The sequence below is a fragment of the Brevundimonas sp. genome, from assembly GCF_046299595.1.
In the GTDB taxonomy this organism is placed as follows: Bacteria; Pseudomonadota; Alphaproteobacteria; order Caulobacterales; family Caulobacteraceae; genus Brevundimonas.
This window is the reverse complement of sequence record NZ_JBKBHQ010000001.1, coordinates 309,674-328,060: the sequence shown is the minus strand read 5'-3', so window position 1 is coordinate 328,060 and position 18,387 is coordinate 309,674. Positions and strand designations below refer to the sequence as shown.

The 18,387-nt window shown below is 66.3% G+C and carries 19 protein-coding genes; 14 read left to right on the top strand and 5 right to left on the bottom strand.

All coding sequences use genetic code 11. The annotated features are described in order from the left end of the window. Positions 1 to 18 precede the first annotated feature (18 nt). From trpC to ACK4E3_RS01610, 3 genes are read right to left on the bottom strand one after another with little or no spacing between them, the layout of a single operon-like run. Positions 19 to 834 carry an indole-3-glycerol phosphate synthase TrpC gene (gene trpC, locus ACK4E3_RS01620; RefSeq protein ID WP_409695389.1) on the bottom strand — a complete coding sequence of 272 codons (816 nt, stop codon included), beginning with the start codon at positions 832 to 834 and terminating at the stop codon, positions 19 to 21. Continuing rightward, positions 831 to 1,850, bottom strand: coding sequence for an anthranilate phosphoribosyltransferase (gene trpD / locus ACK4E3_RS01615; protein ID WP_409695386.1), 1,020 nt, complete (start codon positions 1,848 to 1,850; stop codon positions 831 to 833). Before trpD ends, trpC begins: the two co-directional genes overlap by 4 nt. Continuing rightward, positions 1,847 to 2,440: an anthranilate synthase component II gene (locus ACK4E3_RS01610; protein ID WP_409695383.1), complete on the bottom strand. Its 594-nt coding sequence runs from the start codon at positions 2,438 to 2,440 to the stop codon at positions 1,847 to 1,849. Before ACK4E3_RS01610 ends, trpD begins: the two co-directional genes overlap by 4 nt. Positions 2,441 to 2,524: 84 nt before the next feature. On the opposite strand from ACK4E3_RS01610, the gene ACK4E3_RS01605 reads away from it, so the two are divergent. Further along, positions 2,525 to 2,743, top strand: a complete 219-nt coding sequence (locus ACK4E3_RS01605; RefSeq protein ID WP_409695380.1) for a hypothetical protein — start codon at positions 2,525 to 2,527, stop codon at positions 2,741 to 2,743. A 2-nt stretch (positions 2,744 to 2,745) separates the two neighbouring features. Here the strand turns inward: ACK4E3_RS01605 and trpE are convergent, their stop codons facing one another. Together trpE and ACK4E3_RS01595 are read right to left on the bottom strand one after the other, a co-directional pair. Further along, the gene (gene trpE, locus ACK4E3_RS01600) at positions 2,746 to 4,233 is read right to left on the bottom strand and encodes an anthranilate synthase component I (RefSeq protein WP_409695377.1); all 1,488 of its coding nucleotides are present in this window, start codon (positions 4,231 to 4,233) and stop codon (positions 2,746 to 2,748) included. 9 nt (positions 4,234 to 4,242) lie between these two features. Next, positions 4,243 to 6,153: a SurA N-terminal domain-containing protein gene (locus ACK4E3_RS01595; protein ID WP_409695374.1), complete on the bottom strand. Its 1,911-nt coding sequence runs from the start codon at positions 6,151 to 6,153 to the stop codon at positions 4,243 to 4,245. 162 nt (positions 6,154 to 6,315) lie between these two features. Between ACK4E3_RS01595 and tpiA the strand changes: the two genes are divergently transcribed. The 13 genes from tpiA to lpdA all read left to right on the top strand — a co-directional run bounded on the left by tpiA (position 6,316) and on the right by lpdA (position 18,384). Then, positions 6,316 to 7,065: a triose-phosphate isomerase gene (gene tpiA, locus ACK4E3_RS01590; protein WP_409695371.1), complete on the top strand. Its 750-nt coding sequence runs from the start codon at positions 6,316 to 6,318 to the stop codon at positions 7,063 to 7,065. A gap of 132 nt (positions 7,066 to 7,197) precedes the next feature. Further along, positions 7,198 to 7,587 (top strand): preprotein translocase subunit SecG, encoded by a 390-nt coding sequence (gene secG / locus ACK4E3_RS01585; protein ID WP_409695368.1) that lies wholly within the window; start codon positions 7,198 to 7,200, stop codon positions 7,585 to 7,587. A gap of 106 nt (positions 7,588 to 7,693) precedes the next feature. Then, a complete protein-coding gene (locus tag ACK4E3_RS01580; protein ID WP_409695365.1) occupies positions 7,694 to 9,343 on the top strand; it encodes a CTP synthase in 1,650 nt (549 codons plus the stop codon). A 74-nt stretch (positions 9,344 to 9,417) separates the two neighbouring features. Further along, entirely contained in the window at positions 9,418 to 9,813 is a 396-nt protein-coding gene (locus tag ACK4E3_RS01575) for a hypothetical protein (protein WP_409695362.1), read from the top strand. Between the two features lie 161 nt (positions 9,814 to 9,974). Beyond that, entirely contained in the window at positions 9,975 to 10,157 is a 183-nt protein-coding gene (gene rpmF, locus ACK4E3_RS01570) for a 50S ribosomal protein L32 (RefSeq protein WP_409695359.1), read from the top strand. A 175-nt stretch (positions 10,158 to 10,332) separates the two neighbouring features. Continuing rightward, entirely contained in the window at positions 10,333 to 10,941 is a 609-nt protein-coding gene (locus ACK4E3_RS01565; RefSeq protein WP_409695356.1) for a hypothetical protein, read from the top strand. Positions 10,942 to 11,043: 102 nt separating this feature from the next. Next, the gene (gene eno / locus ACK4E3_RS01560; protein WP_409695353.1) at positions 11,044 to 12,321 is read left to right on the top strand and encodes a phosphopyruvate hydratase; all 1,278 of its coding nucleotides are present in this window, start codon (positions 11,044 to 11,046) and stop codon (positions 12,319 to 12,321) included. A 162-nt stretch (positions 12,322 to 12,483) separates the two neighbouring features. After that, complete coding sequence (locus ACK4E3_RS01555) at positions 12,484 to 12,774, top strand: FtsB family cell division protein (RefSeq protein WP_409700993.1); 291 nt, start codon at positions 12,484 to 12,486, stop codon at positions 12,772 to 12,774. A gap of 130 nt (positions 12,775 to 12,904) precedes the next feature. Then, positions 12,905 to 13,930 (top strand): pyruvate dehydrogenase (acetyl-transferring) E1 component subunit alpha, encoded by a 1,026-nt coding sequence (gene pdhA, locus ACK4E3_RS01550; RefSeq protein WP_409695350.1) that lies wholly within the window; start codon positions 12,905 to 12,907, stop codon positions 13,928 to 13,930. Positions 13,931 to 13,933: 3 nt separating this feature from the next. Then, positions 13,934 to 15,340, top strand: coding sequence for a pyruvate dehydrogenase complex E1 component subunit beta (locus tag ACK4E3_RS01545; protein ID WP_409695347.1), 1,407 nt, complete (start codon positions 13,934 to 13,936; stop codon positions 15,338 to 15,340). Continuing rightward, entirely contained in the window at positions 15,337 to 15,651 is a 315-nt protein-coding gene (locus ACK4E3_RS01540; protein ID WP_409695344.1) for a DUF5076 domain-containing protein, read from the top strand. The genes ACK4E3_RS01545 and ACK4E3_RS01540 overlap by 4 nt, the downstream gene beginning before the upstream one ends. After that, complete coding sequence (locus ACK4E3_RS01535) at positions 15,648 to 16,970, top strand: pyruvate dehydrogenase complex dihydrolipoamide acetyltransferase (protein ID WP_409695341.1); 1,323 nt, start codon at positions 15,648 to 15,650, stop codon at positions 16,968 to 16,970. Before ACK4E3_RS01540 ends, ACK4E3_RS01535 begins: the two co-directional genes overlap by 4 nt. Positions 16,971 to 16,980: 10 nt before the next feature. Continuing rightward, the gene (gene lpdA / locus ACK4E3_RS01530; RefSeq protein WP_409695337.1) at positions 16,981 to 18,384 is read left to right on the top strand and encodes a dihydrolipoyl dehydrogenase; all 1,404 of its coding nucleotides are present in this window, start codon (positions 16,981 to 16,983) and stop codon (positions 18,382 to 18,384) included. Positions 18,385 to 18,387: the final 3 nt, after the last annotated feature.

Here is an 18,387-nt window from a genome sequence, read left to right as displayed (position 1 = left end):
AAGTGTTCTTCCTTAATGTCAACCTAATGCCATCAGGGCGCGTGTCGCGGCCTCGAGGTCGCTCTGGCGCATCAGGCTCTCGCCCACAAGCACCGCACGTGCGCCGCACCGCGCCACGCGGTCGATGTCGGAGGGCGTGAACAGGCCGCTCTCGCTGACCAGAAGCACATCTGGCGAGACCTGTGCGGCCAGGGTTTCGGTCACAGCAAGGTCAACCGAGAAATGCCTGAGATCACGATTGTTTACGCCGATCATCTGTGGTTTCAGCTCAAGTGCGCGCTCCAGCTCCATGGCGTCGTGCACCTCGATCAGGGCATCCATTCCGAGTGCGTATGCCTGGTGAAGAAGATCGCGCGCCAGAGCGTCCTCAACCATGGCCATGATGATCAGGATGCAGTCCGCGCCCAGCGCCCGGCTCTCCCTGAGCTGCCACGTATCGACCAGAAAATCCTTGCGAAGAGCGGGCAGGGCCACCGCTTTGCGCGCCTCGACAAGGTAAGAATCAGCGCCCTGGAACGAGGGAGAATCGGTCAGCACCGACAGACAGGCGGCACCGCCGGCCTCATAGGCCATGGCATGGGCGCGCGGGTCGAAGTCCTTGCGGATGACGCCCTTCGACGGGCTGGCCTTCTTGATCTCGGCGATCAGGGCCGGGCGCCGGTATTGGGCGTGATCGCGTCTCAGCGCCTCGATGAAGCCACGCGGGGGCGACTGTTGTCTGATGGCCTGATCGAGGGCGGCTTGGGACAGGGCTGCGCGGCGGTGCGCGACCTCATCCAGCTTGTAGCGCGCGATTTTCTCGAGCGTGCCGCCGGAGCGGATGATGCCGTTCATCGCGGTGTCCCGGTGATGTCGCGCAGGCGCTCGAGGGCCTGCATGGCGCGGCCCTCGTCGATGGCACCAGCTGCCAGAGTGATCGCCTCGCGCAAGGTGGCTGAGAGGCCCGCGACCACTAGGGCCGCACCGGCATTCAGCAGCACGATGTCGCGATAGGCGCTCCGCTCCCCGCGCAGCACGCCCAGCAGCGCCTCGGCGTTCTCGCGCGCATCGCCGCCGCGCAGGGCGCTGATCTCGACGCGCTCCAGGCCGAAGTCTTCGGGGCGCACCATGAAGGTATCGAGTCTGCCCTCGTGCCACTGGGCCACGAGCGTCTCACCCGTGGTGGTCAGTTCATCGAGCCCGTCGCCATGAACCACCCAGGCCCGCTCCGAGCCGAGGCGACCGAGCACCTCCGCCAGAGGCTCGATCAGGCGCGGATCATAGACGCCCATCAGCTGGCGCCTGGCCCCTGCCGGATTGGACAGCGGCCCCAGCACATTGAAAACGGTGCGAAAACCCAGTTCGGCACGCACGCTGGCCGCATGGCGCGTTGCCGCGTGGTAGCCAGGTGCGAACAGGAAACACAGGCCCGCTTCATCCAGCGCCCGTGCCTGCACGTCGGTCGGGGCGCTGATGTCGACACCCAGCGCGCTCAGCACGTCCGACGAGCCCGACCGCGAGCTGAGCGCCCGGTTGCCGTGCTTGGCCACCCTGGCGCCTGCGCCCGCCGCGACAATCGCAGCGGCTGTCGAAATGTTGAAGGTATCGAGCCCGTCGCCGCCCGTGCCACAGGTGTCGATCACCGCGTGCTGCGTGACAAAGGGCGAGGCGGCTGCGCGCATCTCGCTGGCGAAGGCGGTGATTTCCTCGACGCTCTCGCCGCGCACGCGAAGGGCGGTCAGGGCTGCGGCCATCTGAACCGGGCTCGCCTCTCCCGCCAGCATGGCGCGAAACAGAGTGCGCGCCTGCTCACCGTCAAGCGTGGCCCCGGCGGACAGGCGCGCCAGTATGGGTCTTAGCGCCTCGGTCATGCCGATCTCCGCTGGTGAGGAATCCCTGCGAGATCGAGGAAGTTCGACAGCAGGGCGTGGCCGTGTTCGGTCGCGACGGATTCGGGGTGGAACTGCACGCCGTGGATGGGGCGCTGCCTGTGGCGCAGGCCCATGATCTCGCCATCCTCGGTCCAGGCCGTGACCTCCAGCACGTCGGGCAGGGTGTCGCGGCGCACCGCCAGGCTGTGATAGCGCGTGGCGGTAAACGGCGAGGGCAGACCGGCGAACACGCTGGCCCCCGAGTGCAATATAGGCGAGGTCTTGCCGTGCATCAGGCTCCTTGCCCGCACCACCTCGCCGCCGAACGCCTGACCCATGGCCTGATGACCGAGGCACACGCCGAAGATCGGCAGGTCTGCCGGAGCCTGATCAAGAACGCCGAGGCAGATGCCTGCCTGATCGGGCGCGCATGGCCCCGGCGAGAGCAGAATGGCATCGGGCTTCAGCGCCAGTGCCGCCTCGACCGCCATTTCGTCGTTGCGGATCACGCGCGTGCGCGCGCCCAGCTCGGCCAGGTAGTGCACGAGGTTGTAGGTGAAGCTGTCGTAGTTATCGATGACGAGGATCATGCCCTGATGCCCCCGCCGGCTTGACCGTTGCTTAACCGGCTCTGGCGTTCAGTGCCCGCGGACACTGACCGTGCGGTGAAAGCGATGGATGCATCCTTCGACATCAAGCTGGCGGCTGCGCGCGCGCGGCTGGGCGAGGGCGTGCGCGAGGGTGTGCGCGAGACTTCGCGCGGCCACGCTGTGGCCCTGCTGCTGGCGATGGCTCTGCTGGCGACGTCTTCTGTGGTCATGGCCGGTTCGATCATTCTGGGGCCGGGGTTCGTGGTCGAGAATGGCGCGCTGGTGCGGCCGGGCGAGGGCTAGGCTCAGCCGAAGCGCCAGCTTTCCTCGGCGGCACGGCGGATGGCACGCGACTTGTGCAGGGTTTCCTCGTACTCGGCATCCGCGTCGCTGTCTGCAACCACGCCGCCACCGGCCTGAACATGAATCATGCCGTCCGCAAAAAGGGCGGTACGCAGGATGATGCAGGTGTCGATCTCTCCGCCCGCCGAGATGTAGCCCGCTGCCCCGGCATAGCCGATGCCGCGCTTTACGCCCTCCAGCTCGTCGATGATCTGCATGGCGCGCACCTTGGGCGCACCGCTGAGCGTTCCGGCGGGCAGGGCGGCCAGAATGGCATCGACGGGGTGAACGCCTTCGCGCACCCTGCCGGTCACGTTCGAGACCAGATGCATGACGTGGCTGTAGCGCTCGATGAAGAAGCTGTCGGTGACGCGCACACTGGCAGGCTCGGCCACGCGGCCCACGTCATTGCGACCGAGATCGAGCAGCATCAGGTGCTCGGCGCGCTCCTTGGGGTCTGCCAGCAGGTCCGCCTCAAGCGCGCGATCTTCCTCCGGGGTGGCACCGCGCGGCCGCGTGCCCGCGATGGGGCGGATGGTCAGTTCGCCGTCGCGCAGCCGCAGCAGGATTTCGGGGCTGGAACCGCTGAGACAGAAATCGCCAAAGTCCATGTAGAACAGGAACGGCGAGGGGTTCGTGCGGCGCAGCGAGCGATAGAAGGCAAAGCTGTCGCCATCAAAAGCGGCTGAGAAGCGCTGGCTGGGCACGACCTGGAAGATGTCGCCTGCCGCGATGTAGTCTTTCGCCCGCGCCACCACCTCGTGATAGCGCGCGCGCGGCACCGAGCCCTCGAAACTGATCGGGGCGGGCGTGCTGGGGGCCATGGGCGGCGCAGGCTCGCGCAGGGCCTCTTCCACGTCGTCGAGACGTGCATGGGCGCGGGCGAGCGCGTCAGCCGCTGCAATATCGCTGCTCGGCCAGACGGGTGCCGAGAGGATGATTTCCTGGGCCACGCCGTCGAACACCGCGATCACGGAAGGGCGGGTCAGTACGGCGTCGGGCAGGCCGAGGGGGTCAGGATTGGCAGCGCCCAGCGGCTCGATCAGCCGGATCATGTCATAGCCGAAAGCGCCGAAAATCCCGGCCACCATAGGCGGCAGGCCCGCAGGAATCTCCATGCGGCTGTCATCGACGAGAGCACGCAGCGTGTCGAGCGCAGCGCCGGGCAGGGCAGAGAAGCGCCCTGCGGTCACGTCTTCGCCCCGTGCGATCTCGGCCGCGTTGCCGCGTGCACGCCAGACAACATCGGGATCGAGGGTCAGCACCGAATAGCGCCCGCGCCAGCTTCCTCCCTCGACCGATTCCAGCAGGAAGCTGTAGGGCTGACCCCTGCGCAGCTTCAGATAGGCCGAAACCGGGGTCTCGATGTCATTGACCAGGCGGCGAACCACCACCTGGGCCGCGCCCTGCCCATAGGATCGCTCGAACGCCTCACGCTCCTGAAGCGTCATGACCGATGACTATTGCGCACTGGCCGGCGCGGCGCGGCGCTCGGGCAGGTTCAGCGCCCGGCGCGCACGCTCGGGATTGGTGCGGACCGACATGGAGGAAGCGGCCTCACGCTGGGCCGTGGCGATCATGTCTTCGGCCACCTGGCCGGTTATGCGCGGGCGGAACTGCTGGGCGGGAACGGCGGCGATCTGGGGATCGGGCGCGCGGGCGGCATCGACGCGGCCGACCGCAACGCGGCTCTGGTCGCGCGGAGCGGTGAAGACCTGACCGGGTGCCTGGCCAAATACGGCCTGCAACACGCCGCCGCCAAGGGACTCCTGTGCCTCGCGGTTCTGGATGATGCCGGTCCGCACCACCACGGGCGCGCCGACCGAAGCGGCCACCTCGGCGATATCCTCGCCGCCGCGCACGCGCGCGGCCAGTTCGTCAGCCCGGGCGCGCAGCAGGCGGGCATTCTCGCGCGCCACCCATTGTTCGGCGAGGAACGGGCGCACTTCGGCCAGAGGCGGCAGGCTGGCGGGCTGGACCTCTTCGAGGCGCAAGGCGAAATACTGGCTGTTGCCCGCATCGACCAGTTCGCTCTCGGTATCGACCGACATGGCGAAGGCGGTCGAGAAGATCTGATCCGGCGCATTCAGGCGCTGGGTGTTGGGCAGCAGTCCCTCGCTGGTGAAGGGCGGCAGGCTGATCGGACGGACACCGACGCGCTCGGCGGCATCGGCAAGGCTCGCACCGTCTGCGCGGGCAGCTTCAAAAGCCTCGACCAGCTCGAATACCCGGCCGCGTGCAGCTTCCTGCTGCAACTCCTGCACGATGGCCGCGCGCACGTTCTCCAGAGTGGCGGCACGTCCGGGCGTGACCGACTGCATCTTGATGACGCTCCAGCCCAGATCACCCTCGATGGGATCGGAGATGGCATCGGCGCTGAGCGCGAAGGCAGCGGTGCCCACGCGGCGGTCGATGACCGAGGATTGCGGGCGCTGGTCGTAAGTGACCGGCTCGACGTTGTTGGCGCGGGCCACGTCCTCGACGCTCTGGCCGGCGCGCAGGGCCTGGCTGATGCGCTGGGCGATCTCGCGGTCACGCACGGTCAGGGTCACGAACGAGCGCGTCTCGGGCGTGGACAGGGCCTCGCGGCGGAAGTTGAAGCGCTCCACGATCTGCTCTTCGGTGACCTCGACATCGTCCATGACGGTGGCGGGCGTGAAGATCACGGCCGTGACGCGGCGGAACTCGGGGATGCGCAGGGCATCGGCGTTCTCGTCGAGGAAGGCCTGAAGCTGCTCGTCCGTCGGCGCGGGCGCCGTTCCGGCAATGGCCTGGGTCACCTCGAACCAGCGCGCGTCGCGCTCCTCCAACCCCTGGGCAGCGACCAGGGCGCCATAGGCGCGCGGCAGGCGCATACCGGCATAGAGCGCGGCACCGTAGTGCTGCACGATGATCTGGTCGCGCAACTCCGTCTCGTAGATCGCCTGGGTCAGGCCGGCCTCGGCCAGACGCGCACGATAGGTCTCGGGATCGAAGGCACCCGTGATCTGGTTGAAGAAGGCCGGGAAGTTGCGGATCTGGGCGGCGAGAAGCTCTGCGCCCGGACGGATTCCCGCCCGCCATGCCCAGGCCAGGAACGCCTCTTCCTGAGCCGTGGATTCGAGGAACTGCTCGACGAACCCGCGCCGGTCCACCTCTTCCATGCTGATGGTCTGGCCGGACTGTTGCTCGAAATCGCCCTTGGCGCGCTCGAACTGCAGTTTGAAGGTCTGACTGTCGAGGCGCCGGTCGCCGACGCTGATGACGCTGTTGCCGCCACCGCTCTTGAAGGCGTCGTCCATGCCGACGAACACGAATGCCAGGACCAGCATCGGAATGATGAACAGCAGGGCGACCCACGACTTGGTGAACCGGCGGATGTTGGTGAGCATTGAGCGGACTCTGAATGATGCGGCGGCTTGGAAAATGCCGTCTGAGCCGTATAGGGGAGGGCGAGACGTGACCGCAAGGGCGCTTGTGCCACCGTGCGGCTCAATAATCATGACGCCCGCGCACCGTGCGCGAGGCGCAAAAGGCGCTCAGGGAAACGCACCATGACCGGACCCACCCGCATCATCGCCGGAAACTGGAAAATGAACGGCACCGGCGAGAGCCTCGATGAGGCCAGAGCGGTGGCCGAGGCGCTCGCCCAGTCGCCCGCAGCGGTTCGTGTGGCCCTGTGCCCGCCCGCGACGCTCATCTGGCGCATGAAGGAGGCGCTGGGGGCGGGGCCGGTGGAGATCGGCGGGCAGGACTGTCACGCAGAGCGCGAGGGTGCCTATACCGGCGACGTGTCCGCCGAGATGCTGACAGATGCAGGCGCGCGCCTGGTAATTCTTGGCCACTCGGAGCGGCGCGCCATGCACGGCGAGACGGACGCCTTCGTCGCGGCAAAGGTGCGGGCGGCCCTGTCGGCCGGGCTGGAGCCGATCATCTGCGTGGGCGAGACCCTGGCCGAGCGCGAGGCCGGGCAGGCCGAGCAGATCGTGGAGCGCCAGTTGCTCGCCTCGCTGCCGGAGGCACTGGCAGGGCAGGCATTCGCTGTCGCCTACGAGCCGGTCTGGGCCATCGGCACGGGCCGTGTGGCCGAGCCTGCCGATATCGCCACCATGCACGCGCACATCCGCGCCGTGCTGGCCCGGCATCTGGGCGACAGCGGGGATCGCGCGCCTATTCTCTATGGTGGCTCGGTCAAGCCGTCGAACGCCGCGGAGACCTTGAGCGTACCGGAGGTGGGCGGGGCGCTGGTCGGTGGTGCCTCGCTTAAGGCCAGCGACTTTCTCGGGATCATTCGGGCGGCCTGACACCCTGGTTGTCCGCTCTTGGCAGGGCGACGCGCGTCTCGCGCCGTTCAGGGCTTTATTGCTAAGCGAGACGCGGGGTGCTAGAGCCGCGCGCTTGAACCGCGCAGCCCTGCGCCGCATATCAGTCGTGTCATGCTCCAGACCATCCTTCTCGGCGTCCAGATCCTCATCTCGGTCATTCTGATCGGGCTCATCCTGCTGCAACGCTCAGAGGGCGGTGCGCTTGGCATGGGCGGCGGCCCCTCGGGCTTCATGACGGCACGCGGTGCGGGCAATCTGCTGTCGCGCTCGACGGCGGTCATGGCGGTGCTGTTCTTCATCTGCGCCATTTCGCTGACCATCGTGGGCAATATGCAGCGCGGTGACCGCTCGCTGCTGGACGCCGGCACGATCGGGACGATCGACCTGGATGCGCCGCCGCCTGCTGAAGCGCCCGAGCCCGTGACCCCGGCACCGCCTGCCGAGCAGACCGGCCCGACGCTGGACGACCTGCAGTCGTTCGGCACCCCGCCCGCGCAGTAGGGCGTACACCGCAGGCGAGACCGGCGGCAGGTTATCCACGCCGCCGGTGCCCGTCACACGACTTCTGGCAGGCGAGAAGCGCGAATCGGCGCTAAGGTGAACCCCCATGGCCCGGTACGTTTTCATCACCGGCGGCGTGGTTTCCTCACTCGGAAAAGGTCTCGCGTCCGCCGCCCTTGGCGCGTTGCTGCAAGCGCGCGGCTATTCGGTGCGTCTGCGCAAGCTGGACCCCTATCTGAACGTCGATCCCGGCACGATGAGCCCCTATCAGCACGGGGAAGTGTTCGTGACCGACGACGGGGCGGAGACCGATCTCGATCTGGGCCACTACGAGCGCTTCACGGGCGTGTCGGCGGCGCGCTCGGACAACATCACCACGGGTCGCATCTATTCCACCATCCTCGAGAAGGAGCGGCGGGGCGACTATCTGGGTGCCACCGTTCAGGTGATCCCGCACGTCACGGACGAGATCAAGAACTTCGTCCTGAACCCCGCCCTGGGCGAGGACGGGCGCGAGGTGGACTTCGTGCTGGTCGAGATCGGCGGCACGGTAGGCGACATCGAAGGCCTGCCGTTCTTCGAGGCCATCCGCCAGCTCGGACAGGACCTGCCGCGCGGGCAGAGCTGCTTCATGCACCTGACCTTGCTGCCCTTCATCAAGACCGCGGGCGAGATGAAGACCAAGCCGACGCAGCACTCGGTCAAGGAGTTGCGCTCCATCGGCATCCAGCCCGACATCCTGCTGTGTCGCTGTGAACAGCCCATTCCCGCTGATGAGAAGCGCAAGATCGGCCTGTTCTGCAATGTGCGCGAGAGCGGCGTCATTCAGGCGATGGATTCGGCCGACATCTACGCCGTGCCGCTCGACTATCACCGCGAGGGGCTGGACAGCGAGATTCTCGCCCACTTCGGCATCCATGATGCGCCCGAGCCCGACCTGTCGCGCTGGGAGGAGATCGTGCGGCGCAGGCTCCATCCCGATGGCGAGGTCACCGTCGCCGTGGTCGGCAAGTACACGGTGCTGAAAGATGCCTACAAATCGCTGATCGAGGCCCTGCATCACGGCGGCGTTGCCAACAACGTTAAGGTCAACATCGACTGGGTGGAGGCGGATACCTTCGCGGGCGATAGGGAAGCCTGCGAGGCCCGCCTGCAAGGTGCCCACGCGGTGCTGGTGCCCGGAGGCTTCGGCGAGCGTGGTGCCCAGGGAAAGATCGAGGCGGTGCGCTTCGCCCGCGAGCGCAACATTCCCTACTTCGGCATCTGTTTCGGCATGCAGATGGCGGTGATCGAGACTGCGCGCAATCTGGCGGGTCTGGCGGACGCGTCATCGAGCGAGTTCGGGCCTGCGCGCGAGCCCGTGGTCGGGCTCATGACCGAATGGGTCAGCGGCAATGCACGGGTGCGCCGCTCTGCGGGCGGCGACCTGGGCGGGACCATGCGTCTTGGGGCCTATGAGGGCGTGCTCACGCCAGGCTCGCGCGTGGCCGAGATCTACGGCGGCACCGAGATCAGCGAGCGCCACCGCCATCGCTATGAGGTCAACATCGGCTATCGCGACAGGCTGGAAGCGGCAGGGATGCACATTACCGGTGTCTCGCCCGACGGTATTCTTCCCGAGGTGGTCGAGCGCCCCGATCATCCGTGGTTCGTTGCCGTTCAGTATCACCCCGAGCTGAAAAGCCGACCCTTTGCCCCGCATCCCCTGTTTGCCAGCTTCATCGGCGCGGCGGTGGTTCAGAGCCGCCTCGTCTGAGCCCCCCGTTCAGGGGGCATACGCTGGTGCGCCCGGGCGACATTCTCTCCGGCATCCAATTGGAGGGAAGATCGATGGGATTCATCAAGTCTGGCTCGCGTCACGTCATGCGCACCGCAGCTCTTGGGGCCGTCGCGGCAGCAGGTCTGGCCCTGACGGGCTGTGCTGATCTCGTGACCGGCGGGCCGCTGATCCGGCCCGGAGAGCCCGTCGGTTCCATCGAGATCGTCAATGTCTCGGGCCGCACCTTGCGTGAGGTGCTGATCTCGGCGTGCAACATGTCCAGCTATGGCCTGAACCGCCTGCCCAGCGGCACGGTGATCCCTTCGGGTCGCAGCTATCGCTTCACGGTTTCGGCCGGCTGCTGGGACATCCATGCCGACGCCGGCACGGGACAGTCAGGTCGCCGTCGCACGCAGGTACTGGCGGGGCAGAACATGCGCATCAACATAACGCCGCCGAGGAACTGAGCCGCGCGTGCGGGGCCTTCAAGCCCCCTTGCGTTTTGTCCGACCTTGCGGCATAAGCCCGCGCTCGCGTGGCGGCTCCCTTGCGGGGCCGCCGCAACTGTTTTCACGTCGGGGCGCTTTCGTGCGCTGACGCACCGCTGCCAAAGAAAAAAGAGACGGACATGGCCGTTCCCAAGCGAAAAGTATCCCCGTCGCGCCGCAACATGCGCCGCTCGCACCACGCCCTCGGCTCGAACAGCTACACCGAGGACAAGGACACGGGCGAGCTGAAGCGCCCGCACCACATCGACCTGAAGAGCGGCACCTATCGCGGTCGCCAGGTTCTGACGCCCAAGGAAGACTAGGTCTTTCAGGAGCGTCTCGGGACTTCGATGTCCCGGCGATATCAAGCGGCGTGTCTGCAAGCGTGCAGACGCGCCGTTTTCGCATGTGTGCCGCGGCGCATCGCGCGTCACACCTTTGGGGGTGATATGGGCGGCGTGCGGGTCTAGTCTGGGCCTGAACACGAAAGGCTGCGACATGACCCCTCACGGTTTCAACGGGCATATCCTCGGGCGCGCACTCGGTGCGATGGCGGGCTCGGCCCTGCTGCTGACAGCTTGCGGCCAGCCGGAGCCTGCCCCAGGCCCCGCCCCGGACGCTCCGCCTGCCGAATCAGCCGATGCGAACACCCTGACGCCTGAGGGCCTGGGCGAGATTCGCATCGGCATGAGCCGCGACGATCTCGAGCGCGCTGTCGGGGCCCTGCCGCCCGAGGCGTCGGCGGTAAACGATCCCATGGTCTGCACCTATGGCCGCCCGGCCAGTGCCCCCGAGAACGTGCTGGTGATGCTGGAGAATGATCGCGTCACGCGCATCACCCTGATCCGCGAAAGTCCCGTGCGCACCGCAGACGACATCGGTCTGGGCGATGAAGCCGCTCGGGTTCTGGAGACCCTCGGCTCGCGCGCCGAAACGCTGCCGCACAAATATGTCGAGGCCCCTGCGCAGTACATCGACGTCTGGACCAGTGCCGGTCCGTCCTCGCCCGACGCGCGCGGCTATCGTTACGAGGTCAATGCCGAGGGCCGTGTGAGCCTGATCCACGCGGGCACGCCCAGCATTCTCTACGTCGAGGGCTGCGCCTGATCGCTTGTTGCCGAAAGGGATGACGGGTGGCGGGCCTTACGCTAAAGCCGCACCAGACCTGACCGCGCCACCGCCTGGTGCCATTTTTCACGGATACCCGCCATGACCGACATCGCCGACATCTCCGCGCGCCAGATTCTCGACAGCCGGGGCAACCCGACGATCGAGGTCGATGTGGTGCTCGATGACGGCAGCTTCGGGCGCGCTGCCGTGCCCTCGGGCGCATCCACCGGAGCGCATGAGGCGGTGGAGCGGCGTGACGGCGACAAGTCGCGCTGGCTGGGCAAGGGCGTGGGCGATGCGGTCGATGCGGTCAACGGCGAGATTTTCGATGCCCTGTGCGGCATGGATGCCGAGGACCAGCGCGGCATCGATCAGGCGCTGATCACCCTCGACGGCACCGAGAACAAGAGTCGCCTCGGGGCCAATGCCATTCTGGGCGTCAGTCTGGCGTGCGCCAAGGCCAGCGCCATCAGCGCCGATCTGCCGCTCTATCGCTATGTCGGCGGCGTGTCGGCGCGCGTTCTGCCCACCCCGATGATGAACATCATCAATGGCGGTGCCCATGCGGACAATCCCATCGACATCCAGGAGTTCATGATCCTGCCGACCGGAGCCGACAGCTTTTCCGAAGGTCTGCGCATGGGGGCCGAAATCTTCCACGCCCTGCGCAGCAAGCTCAAGGATGCGGGCCACAACACCAACGTCGGTGACGAAGGCGGCTTTGCGCCCAATCTGTCGTCGGCAGAGGAAGCGCTGGCCTTTGTGGTCGCGGCGGGCAAGGCGGCCGGTTACGAGGCGGGCGAGGACTTTCACCTGGCGCTGGATGTTGCCTCGACCGAGTTCTTCAAGGATGGCCGCTATGTTCTTGAAGGTGAAGGCAAGTCTCTCGATCAGGCGGGCATGGTCGACTATCTGGCCGGGCTGTGCGCGCGCTTTCCGATCGTCTCCATCGAAGACGGCTGTGCCGAGGACGATCTGGAGGGCTGGCGTCTGCTGACCGAGCGCCTAGGCGAGAAGATCCAGCTGGTCGGCGATGACCTGTTCGTGACCAACCCTGCGCGCCTTGCCGCAGGCATCGGCGAGGGCCTGGCCAACTCGATCCTGGTCAAGGTCAACCAGATCGGCACGCTTTCCGAGACTCTGGATGCGGTCGATATGGCCCACCGCGCGGGCTATACGGCGGTGATGAGTCACCGCTCGGGCGAGACCGAGGACGCCACCATCGCGGACCTGGCCGTGGCGACCAACTGCGGTCAGATCAAGACCGGCTCGCTGGCGCGCTCTGACCGCACGGCCAAATACAATCAGCTTCTTCGCATCGAGGAGATACTGGGCGATCGCGGGCTGTATGCCGGTGCCTCCATGCTGATCGAATAGGCCAGGTCGAACAGGGCCAACGCCGCCGCTGTCACGGTTATCGGGCCGTCACTGCGCATAAGGTCAAGCTACGATTAATTAGGCATTTTCACGCCATAGCTGAGACATCGGTTCTGACGCTCAGAAGGAGCGTGCGTGGTGATTTTCGTGCTGGTAGACCGGATGCGTCCTTTTGCGACGACCGCATTGATTTTCCTGCTGATCCTCTATTTCGGGGTTCAGGCGATGACGGGCGAGCGGGGCCTTCTGAGCGGCGCCGAGCGCGAGGCCATGCTCCGCGAGCGCGAGGCCGAGCTGTCCACTCTGACGGCCCAGAAGGCATCGCTTCAGGTCCGGGCCCGCTATTTGCGCAACGAGAGTCTCTCTCGCGACCTGCTTGAAGAGCGCGCGCGCGTTCTTCTTGGGTACGGCGATCCGCGCGACGTGGTGATCCGCGTCCACACGCCTGGCTGAAATTTCGTTACAATCGCGCCGGTTCGCTTTGGCACCTTGGTCAAGGGCTGCTAAAGCCCCACTTCCGTAACGACAAGAACGCTGCGCGACCGGCCCCTTGCCGGATCGACAGCCAGCCGGAGGGAACCGGATGGCGCCAGGTGCCGCCAAGACATCGTCAAAGACCGCTTCTAAGAAGGCGGGCGGCGCGGCCGCTGCCTCCAAGCAGGAACTGCTCGGCTACTATCGCGAGATGCTGCTGATCCGCCGCTTCGAGGAGCGTGCCGGACAGCTCTACGGCATGGGCCTGATCGGGGGATTCTGCCACCTCTACATCGGTCAGGAAGCCGTGGCCGTGGGCGTGCAGGCCAACGTCAAGCAGGGCGACCAGATCATCACCGGCTATCGTGACCACGGTCACATGCTGGCAGCGGGGATGGACCCGCGCGAGGTGATGGCCGAGCTGACCGGGCGCATCGGCGGCTCGTCCAAGGGCAAGGGCGGCTCGATGCACATGTTCGATGTGCCCACCGGCTTTTACGGCGGGCATGGCATCGTCGGGGCCCAGGTGAGCCTTGGCACAGGCCTCGCCTTTGCCAACACCTATCGCGGCAATGACAATGTCGCCTTCATCTATTTCGGCGATGGCGCGGCCAATCAGGGCCAGGTCTATGAGAGCTTCAACATGGCCCAGCTGTGGAAGCTGCCGGCCATCTATCTGATCGAGAACAACCAGTACGCCATGGGCACCTCCATCGAGAGGGCCTCGTCCACGACCGATCTCAGCCAGCGCGGTGCCAGCTTCGGCATTCCTGGTGAGCAGGTGGACGGCATGAACGTGCTTGAGGTGCGCGACGCCGTGGCCCGTGCGGTCAAGCGCGCGCGCGAGGGTGGCGGCCCGTTCATCCTCGAGGTCAAGACCTATCGCTATCGCGGACACTCCATGTCCGACCCGGCCAAGTACCGCACCAAGGAAGAGGTGGACGAGGTCAAGAAGACCCGCGATCCCATCGACCTGATCCGTGCCATGCTGGCCGAGGCCAAGGCGTCCGAGGCCGAGATCAAGGCCATAGACGACGAGATCAAGGCCATCGTGGCCGACTCCGTCAAGTTCGCCCAGGAAAGCCCGGAGCCCGATCCGTCCGAGCTTTACACCGATGTCTATGTGGAGGCCTGAGCCTTGACCGATATTCTCATGCCTGCCCTGTCTCCCACCATGGAGGAAGGCACGCTCTCCAAGTGGCACATCAAGAAGGGCGACACGGTATCGGCCGGTGACGTGATTGCCGAGATCGAGACCGACAAGGCGACCATGGAGGTCGAGGCGGTCGACGAGGGCGAGGTGCTGGAAATCCTCGTGGCTGAAGGCTCCGAGGGCGTGAAGGTCAACACCCCCATCGCGCGCCTGTCCGGCGACGATGCCGCGCCTGCCAAGGGCGACGACGCCGGCAGGGAGGCCCCTGAGGCCGACAAGGCGGGCGATCCCGAAAAGAAGGCACCGGAGGCGGCCGAGGCGAGAAGCGAAGGCGAGGGGCCTGCGCCCGTGACGCAGAAGGCGGCTCTGAAAGACCCCGAAATCCCCGCCAATGCGAAGCTGGTCAAGATCACCGTGCGCGACGCCCTGCGCGACGCCATGGCCGAGGAAATGCGCCGCGACGAGAACGTCTTTCTGATGGGCGAGGAAGTGGCCCAGTATCAGGGGGCCTACAAGGTCAGCCGCGAGCTGCTGCAGGAGTTCGGCGAGCGCCGCGTGGTCGATACCCCGATCACCGAGCACGGCTTTGCCGGGCTGGGCGTGGGCGCGGCCATGGCGGGGCTGAAGCCCATCGTCGAGTTCATGACCTGGAACTTCGGCATGCAGGCCATCGACCACATCATAAACTCTGCGGCCAAGACGCTCTATATGTCGGGCGGCCAGATCCGCTGTCCGGTGGTGTTCCGCGGTCCCAATGGGGCTGCGGCGCGCGTGGCGGCCCAGCACAGCCAGGACTATTCGGCCTGGTATGCCCAGGTGCCGGGCCTCAAGGTGATTGCGCCCTATGACGCCGCCGATGCCAAGGGCCTGCTGAAGGCGGCGATCCGCGATCCCAACCCCATCGTCTTCCTCGAGCACGAGATGATGTATGGCGTGGAGTTCGACATTCCCGATCCCGCCACGCCCGAGGGCGAGGACTGGATCGTGCCCATCGGCAAGGCCAAGGTGCGGCGCGAAGGTACGGACGTGACCATCACCTGTCACTCGCGTATGGTGGGGCTGTCGCTCAAGGCCGCCGAACTGCTGGCCGGTGAGGGCATCGAGGCCGAGGTCATCGACCTTCGCACCCTTCGCCCCCTCGATCACGAGACCATCGTGGAGAGCGTGAAGAAGACGAACCGTCTGGTCTCGGCCGAAGAGGGCTGGGGCCCGATGGGCGTGGGTGCCGAGGTGGTTGCGCGCGTGATCGAGCACGCCTTCGATTATCTCGATGCCCCGCCGCTGCGCGTGCACCAGGAAGACGTGCCGCTGCCCTATGCTGCCAATCTCGAAGCCCTGTCGCTGCCGTCCGTGGAGCGCATCGTCAAGGCGGTGAAGGAAGTCTGCCAATGAGCGTCGAAGAGTTTGCCCTGCCGATCCCTGACGAGGTTCTGAAGGCCGAGGCCAGGGACCGCATCACCGAGCTGGTGCGCATATGGTGGGCCGATCAGGGCCCTCAGATGATCCTACGTCCCGCCGTCACCGATCCCAAGCTGTTCGGCATGATCATGGCCGAGCTGGCCTGGCACTATGCCAGCGGGCTAGAGGCCAAGCACGGGCACAAGCGCGACGAGGCTCTGCGTTCCCTGCTTGAGGGTTTTGCCGAGGCCAACGAGTCCATGCGCAAGATGGGCGAGCCCGGCGCGCCGGAGAACGGCCAATGACCGACATCCTGATGCCTGCGCTCTCTCCCACCATGGAGGAGGGCACCCTTGCCAAGTGGCACGTCAAGGTGGGCGATCAGGTGTCTGCCGGTGACGTGATCGCCGAGATCGAGACCGACAAGGCGACCATGGAGGTCGAGGCGGTCGACGAGGGCGAGGTTCTGGAGATTCTCGTGGCCGAAGGCTCGGAGGGCGTGAAGGTAAACACACCCATTGCGCGCCTGTCCGGTGACGATGCCGTGCCCGCGCCCTCTCCCGTTGAGGCAAAGGCTGGCGCCGCTGACGACAAAAAACCGAGCACCAACAAGGCAGCGGCCGAAAAAGCTGATGCTAATGCTCAGGACGAGAAGGTCAGTGCTGAACCCCGGACGGGCGCTTCGAAGTCTGCGAAGGGCGAAACCGCGTCGGGCAGGCGCCTTCGTGCATCGCCCCTGGCGCGGCGTCTGGCCAGTCAGTCTGGCCTCGATCTGGCCAGCATCGAGGGCACGGGTCCGCACGGTCGCATCGTGAAGCGTGATGTCGAGGCAGCGGCCTCGGGCGCGCCCGCGTCAGCCCGATCCGCTGAGAGCCCGGCCGAGGGCGGTGCGCCGCGCAAGGTCCAGTCCCTGGCCCAGATGGGCATCCCCGATGGCACCTACGATCTGGTGCCGTTGGACGGCATGAGGAAAGCCATTGCCCGGCGCATGACGGACTCGTTCCGCGACGTGCCGCACTTCCCGCTCACCATCGACTGCGAGATCGACGGCCTGCTGGCAGCGCGCGCCCAGATCAATGCGCTGCTCGAGCCGCGCGGCATCAAGGTCTCGGTCAACGACATGGTGATCAAGGCTGCGGCCATGGCGCTGAAGGCCGTGCCTGAGGCCAACGCCAGCTATTCGCCCGAGGGGCTGGCCATGCACCATCACGCTGACATCGCCATGGCGGTGGCGATTGAAGGGGGGCTGATCACCCCGATCATCCGCAAGGCCGAAACCAAGTCTCTCGCGGAGATCGCCGAGGAGGCCAAGGATCTGGCCAGGCGTGCCCGCGAGCGCAAGCTCAAGCCCGATGAGTTCCAGGGCGGCACCTTTTCCATCTCGAACCTCGGTATGTTCGGCATCAGGTCGTTCGCCTCGATCATCAACGAGCCTCAGGGCGCGATCATGAGCGTGGGCGCGGGCGAGAAGCGCCCCGTGGTGCGTGGTGACAGGCTCGAGATCGCCACGGTGATGACCGTCACCCTGACCTGCGATCACAGGGTGGTGGATGGAGCCGTCGGCGCGCGCTTCCTTCAGGCCTTCAAGCCCATGATCGAAAACCCCGTGACGATGCTGGCGTGAGGACTTGAGCGTGGCTGACTTTGATCTGATCGTTATCGGCTCGGGGCCGGGCGGCTATGTGGCGGCCATCCGCGCCAGCCAGCTAGGCCAGAAGGTCGCCATCGTCGAGCGCGAGAAGCTGGGCGGCATCTGCCTGAACTGGGGCTGCATTCCCACCAAGGCTCTGCTGAAGTCCGGGGAGAAGTTCGAGTCTCTCAGCCACCTGAAGGACTATGGCCTGTCCGTCGACAAGGCGGCCTTCGACTTCGAGGCGATCATCGCGCGCTCGCGCGGCGTGGCCAAGCAGCTCAATCAGGGCGTCGGCTACCTGATGAAGAAGAACGGGATCGAGGTGATCGAGGGCAACGCCAGGCTGGAGAAAGGGCAGGGTGCCCCGAAGGTCGTGATCGCCCTTCATGACGGCAAGTCGCGCACGGTGCAGGCCAAGGCCGTCATGCTGGCGGTTGGCGCGCGCGCGCGTGCCCTGCCGCAGATCGGGCTGGAAGCGGATGGCGAGCGCATCTGGGCCTATCGCGAGGCCATGACGCCGAAGGCCCTGCCGAAGTCCATCGTGGTGATCGGCTCTGGCGCCATCGGCATCGAGTTCGGCAGCTTCTATCGCGCGCTGGGCTGTGAGGTGACGGTGGTGGAAGCGGTCGAGCGCATCATGCCGGTCGAGGACGAGGAAGTCTCGAAGGCAGCGCAGAAGGCCTTCGAGAAGCGTGGCATGAAGTTCCGCGTCGGGGCCAAGGTCACGAAGGTCAGCAAGGACAAGTCGGGCGTCAAGGTCGCCATCGAAACCGGCGGCAAGACCGAGACGCTGGAGGCCGAGGTGTGCATCTCGGCGGTTGGCATCACCGCCAACACCGACGGTATCGGGCTGGAGGCGCTCGGCGTCGAGATGGACCGCGGCCACATCAAGACCGATGCGCACTGCAAGACCAATGTGCAGGGCCTCTACGCCATCGGCGACTGCGCGGGCGCACCTTGGCTGGCGCACAAGGCCTCGCACGAAGGCATCCACGCCGCCGAGCACATTGCAGGCTTCAAGACCCCGAACGTGCATTCGCCCATTGCGGGCTGCACCTATGCCCAGCCCCAGGTGGCCTCGGTCGGCATTACCGAGCAGCAGGCGAGGGCAGACAGGCGCGAGGTGAAGATCGGCCGCTTCCCCTTCAAGGTGAACGGCAAGGCCATTGCGGCGGGCGAGACCGAGGGCTTCGTCAAGGTGATCTTTGACGCCAGGACCGGTGCCCTGATCGGCGCGCACATGATCGGCGCCGAGGTCACCGAGATGATCCAGGGCTATGTCACCGCCATCACCATGGAAGCGACCGAGGAAGACCTGCACGGCACGGTCTATCCGCACCCGACCATGAGCGAGGCCATGCACGAGGCGGCCCTGGATGCCTACGGGCGCATGATCCACCTCTGAGGC

What these genes read in the sequence shown, in the direction of transcription:
- trpC (WP_409695389.1), bottom strand. Translation starts at nt 834, where the DNA reads ATGAACGGCATCATCCGCTCCGGCGGCACGCTCGAGAAAATCGCGCGC.
- trpD (WP_409695386.1), bottom strand. Translation starts at nt 1,850, where the DNA reads ATGACCGAGGCGCTAAGACCCATACTGGCGCGCCTGTCCGCCGGGGCC.
- ACK4E3_RS01610 (WP_409695383.1), bottom strand. Translation starts at nt 2,440, where the DNA reads ATGATCCTCGTCATCGATAACTACGACAGCTTCACCTACAACCTCGTG.
- ACK4E3_RS01605 (WP_409695380.1), top strand. Translation starts at nt 2,525, where the DNA reads ATGGATGCATCCTTCGACATCAAGCTGGCGGCTGCGCGCGCGCGGCTG.
- trpE (WP_409695377.1), bottom strand. Translation starts at nt 4,233, where the DNA reads ATGACGCTTCAGGAGCGTGAGGCGTTCGAGCGATCCTATGGGCAGGGC.
- ACK4E3_RS01595 (WP_409695374.1), bottom strand. Translation starts at nt 6,153, where the DNA reads ATGCTCACCAACATCCGCCGGTTCACCAAGTCGTGGGTCGCCCTGCTG.
- tpiA (WP_409695371.1), top strand. Translation starts at nt 6,316, where the DNA reads ATGACCGGACCCACCCGCATCATCGCCGGAAACTGGAAAATGAACGGC.
- secG (WP_409695368.1), top strand. Translation starts at nt 7,198, where the DNA reads ATGCTCCAGACCATCCTTCTCGGCGTCCAGATCCTCATCTCGGTCATT.
- ACK4E3_RS01580 (WP_409695365.1), top strand. Translation starts at nt 7,694, where the DNA reads ATGGCCCGGTACGTTTTCATCACCGGCGGCGTGGTTTCCTCACTCGGA.
- ACK4E3_RS01575 (WP_409695362.1), top strand. Translation starts at nt 9,418, where the DNA reads ATGGGATTCATCAAGTCTGGCTCGCGTCACGTCATGCGCACCGCAGCT.
- rpmF (WP_409695359.1), top strand. Translation starts at nt 9,975, where the DNA reads ATGGCCGTTCCCAAGCGAAAAGTATCCCCGTCGCGCCGCAACATGCGC.
- ACK4E3_RS01565 (WP_409695356.1), top strand. Translation starts at nt 10,333, where the DNA reads ATGACCCCTCACGGTTTCAACGGGCATATCCTCGGGCGCGCACTCGGT.
- eno (WP_409695353.1), top strand. Translation starts at nt 11,044, where the DNA reads ATGACCGACATCGCCGACATCTCCGCGCGCCAGATTCTCGACAGCCGG.
- ACK4E3_RS01555 (WP_409700993.1), top strand. Translation starts at nt 12,484, where the DNA reads ATGCGTCCTTTTGCGACGACCGCATTGATTTTCCTGCTGATCCTCTAT.
- pdhA (WP_409695350.1), top strand. Translation starts at nt 12,905, where the DNA reads ATGGCGCCAGGTGCCGCCAAGACATCGTCAAAGACCGCTTCTAAGAAG.
- ACK4E3_RS01540 (WP_409695344.1), top strand. Translation starts at nt 15,337, where the DNA reads ATGAGCGTCGAAGAGTTTGCCCTGCCGATCCCTGACGAGGTTCTGAAG.
- ACK4E3_RS01535 (WP_409695341.1), top strand. Translation starts at nt 15,648, where the DNA reads ATGACCGACATCCTGATGCCTGCGCTCTCTCCCACCATGGAGGAGGGC.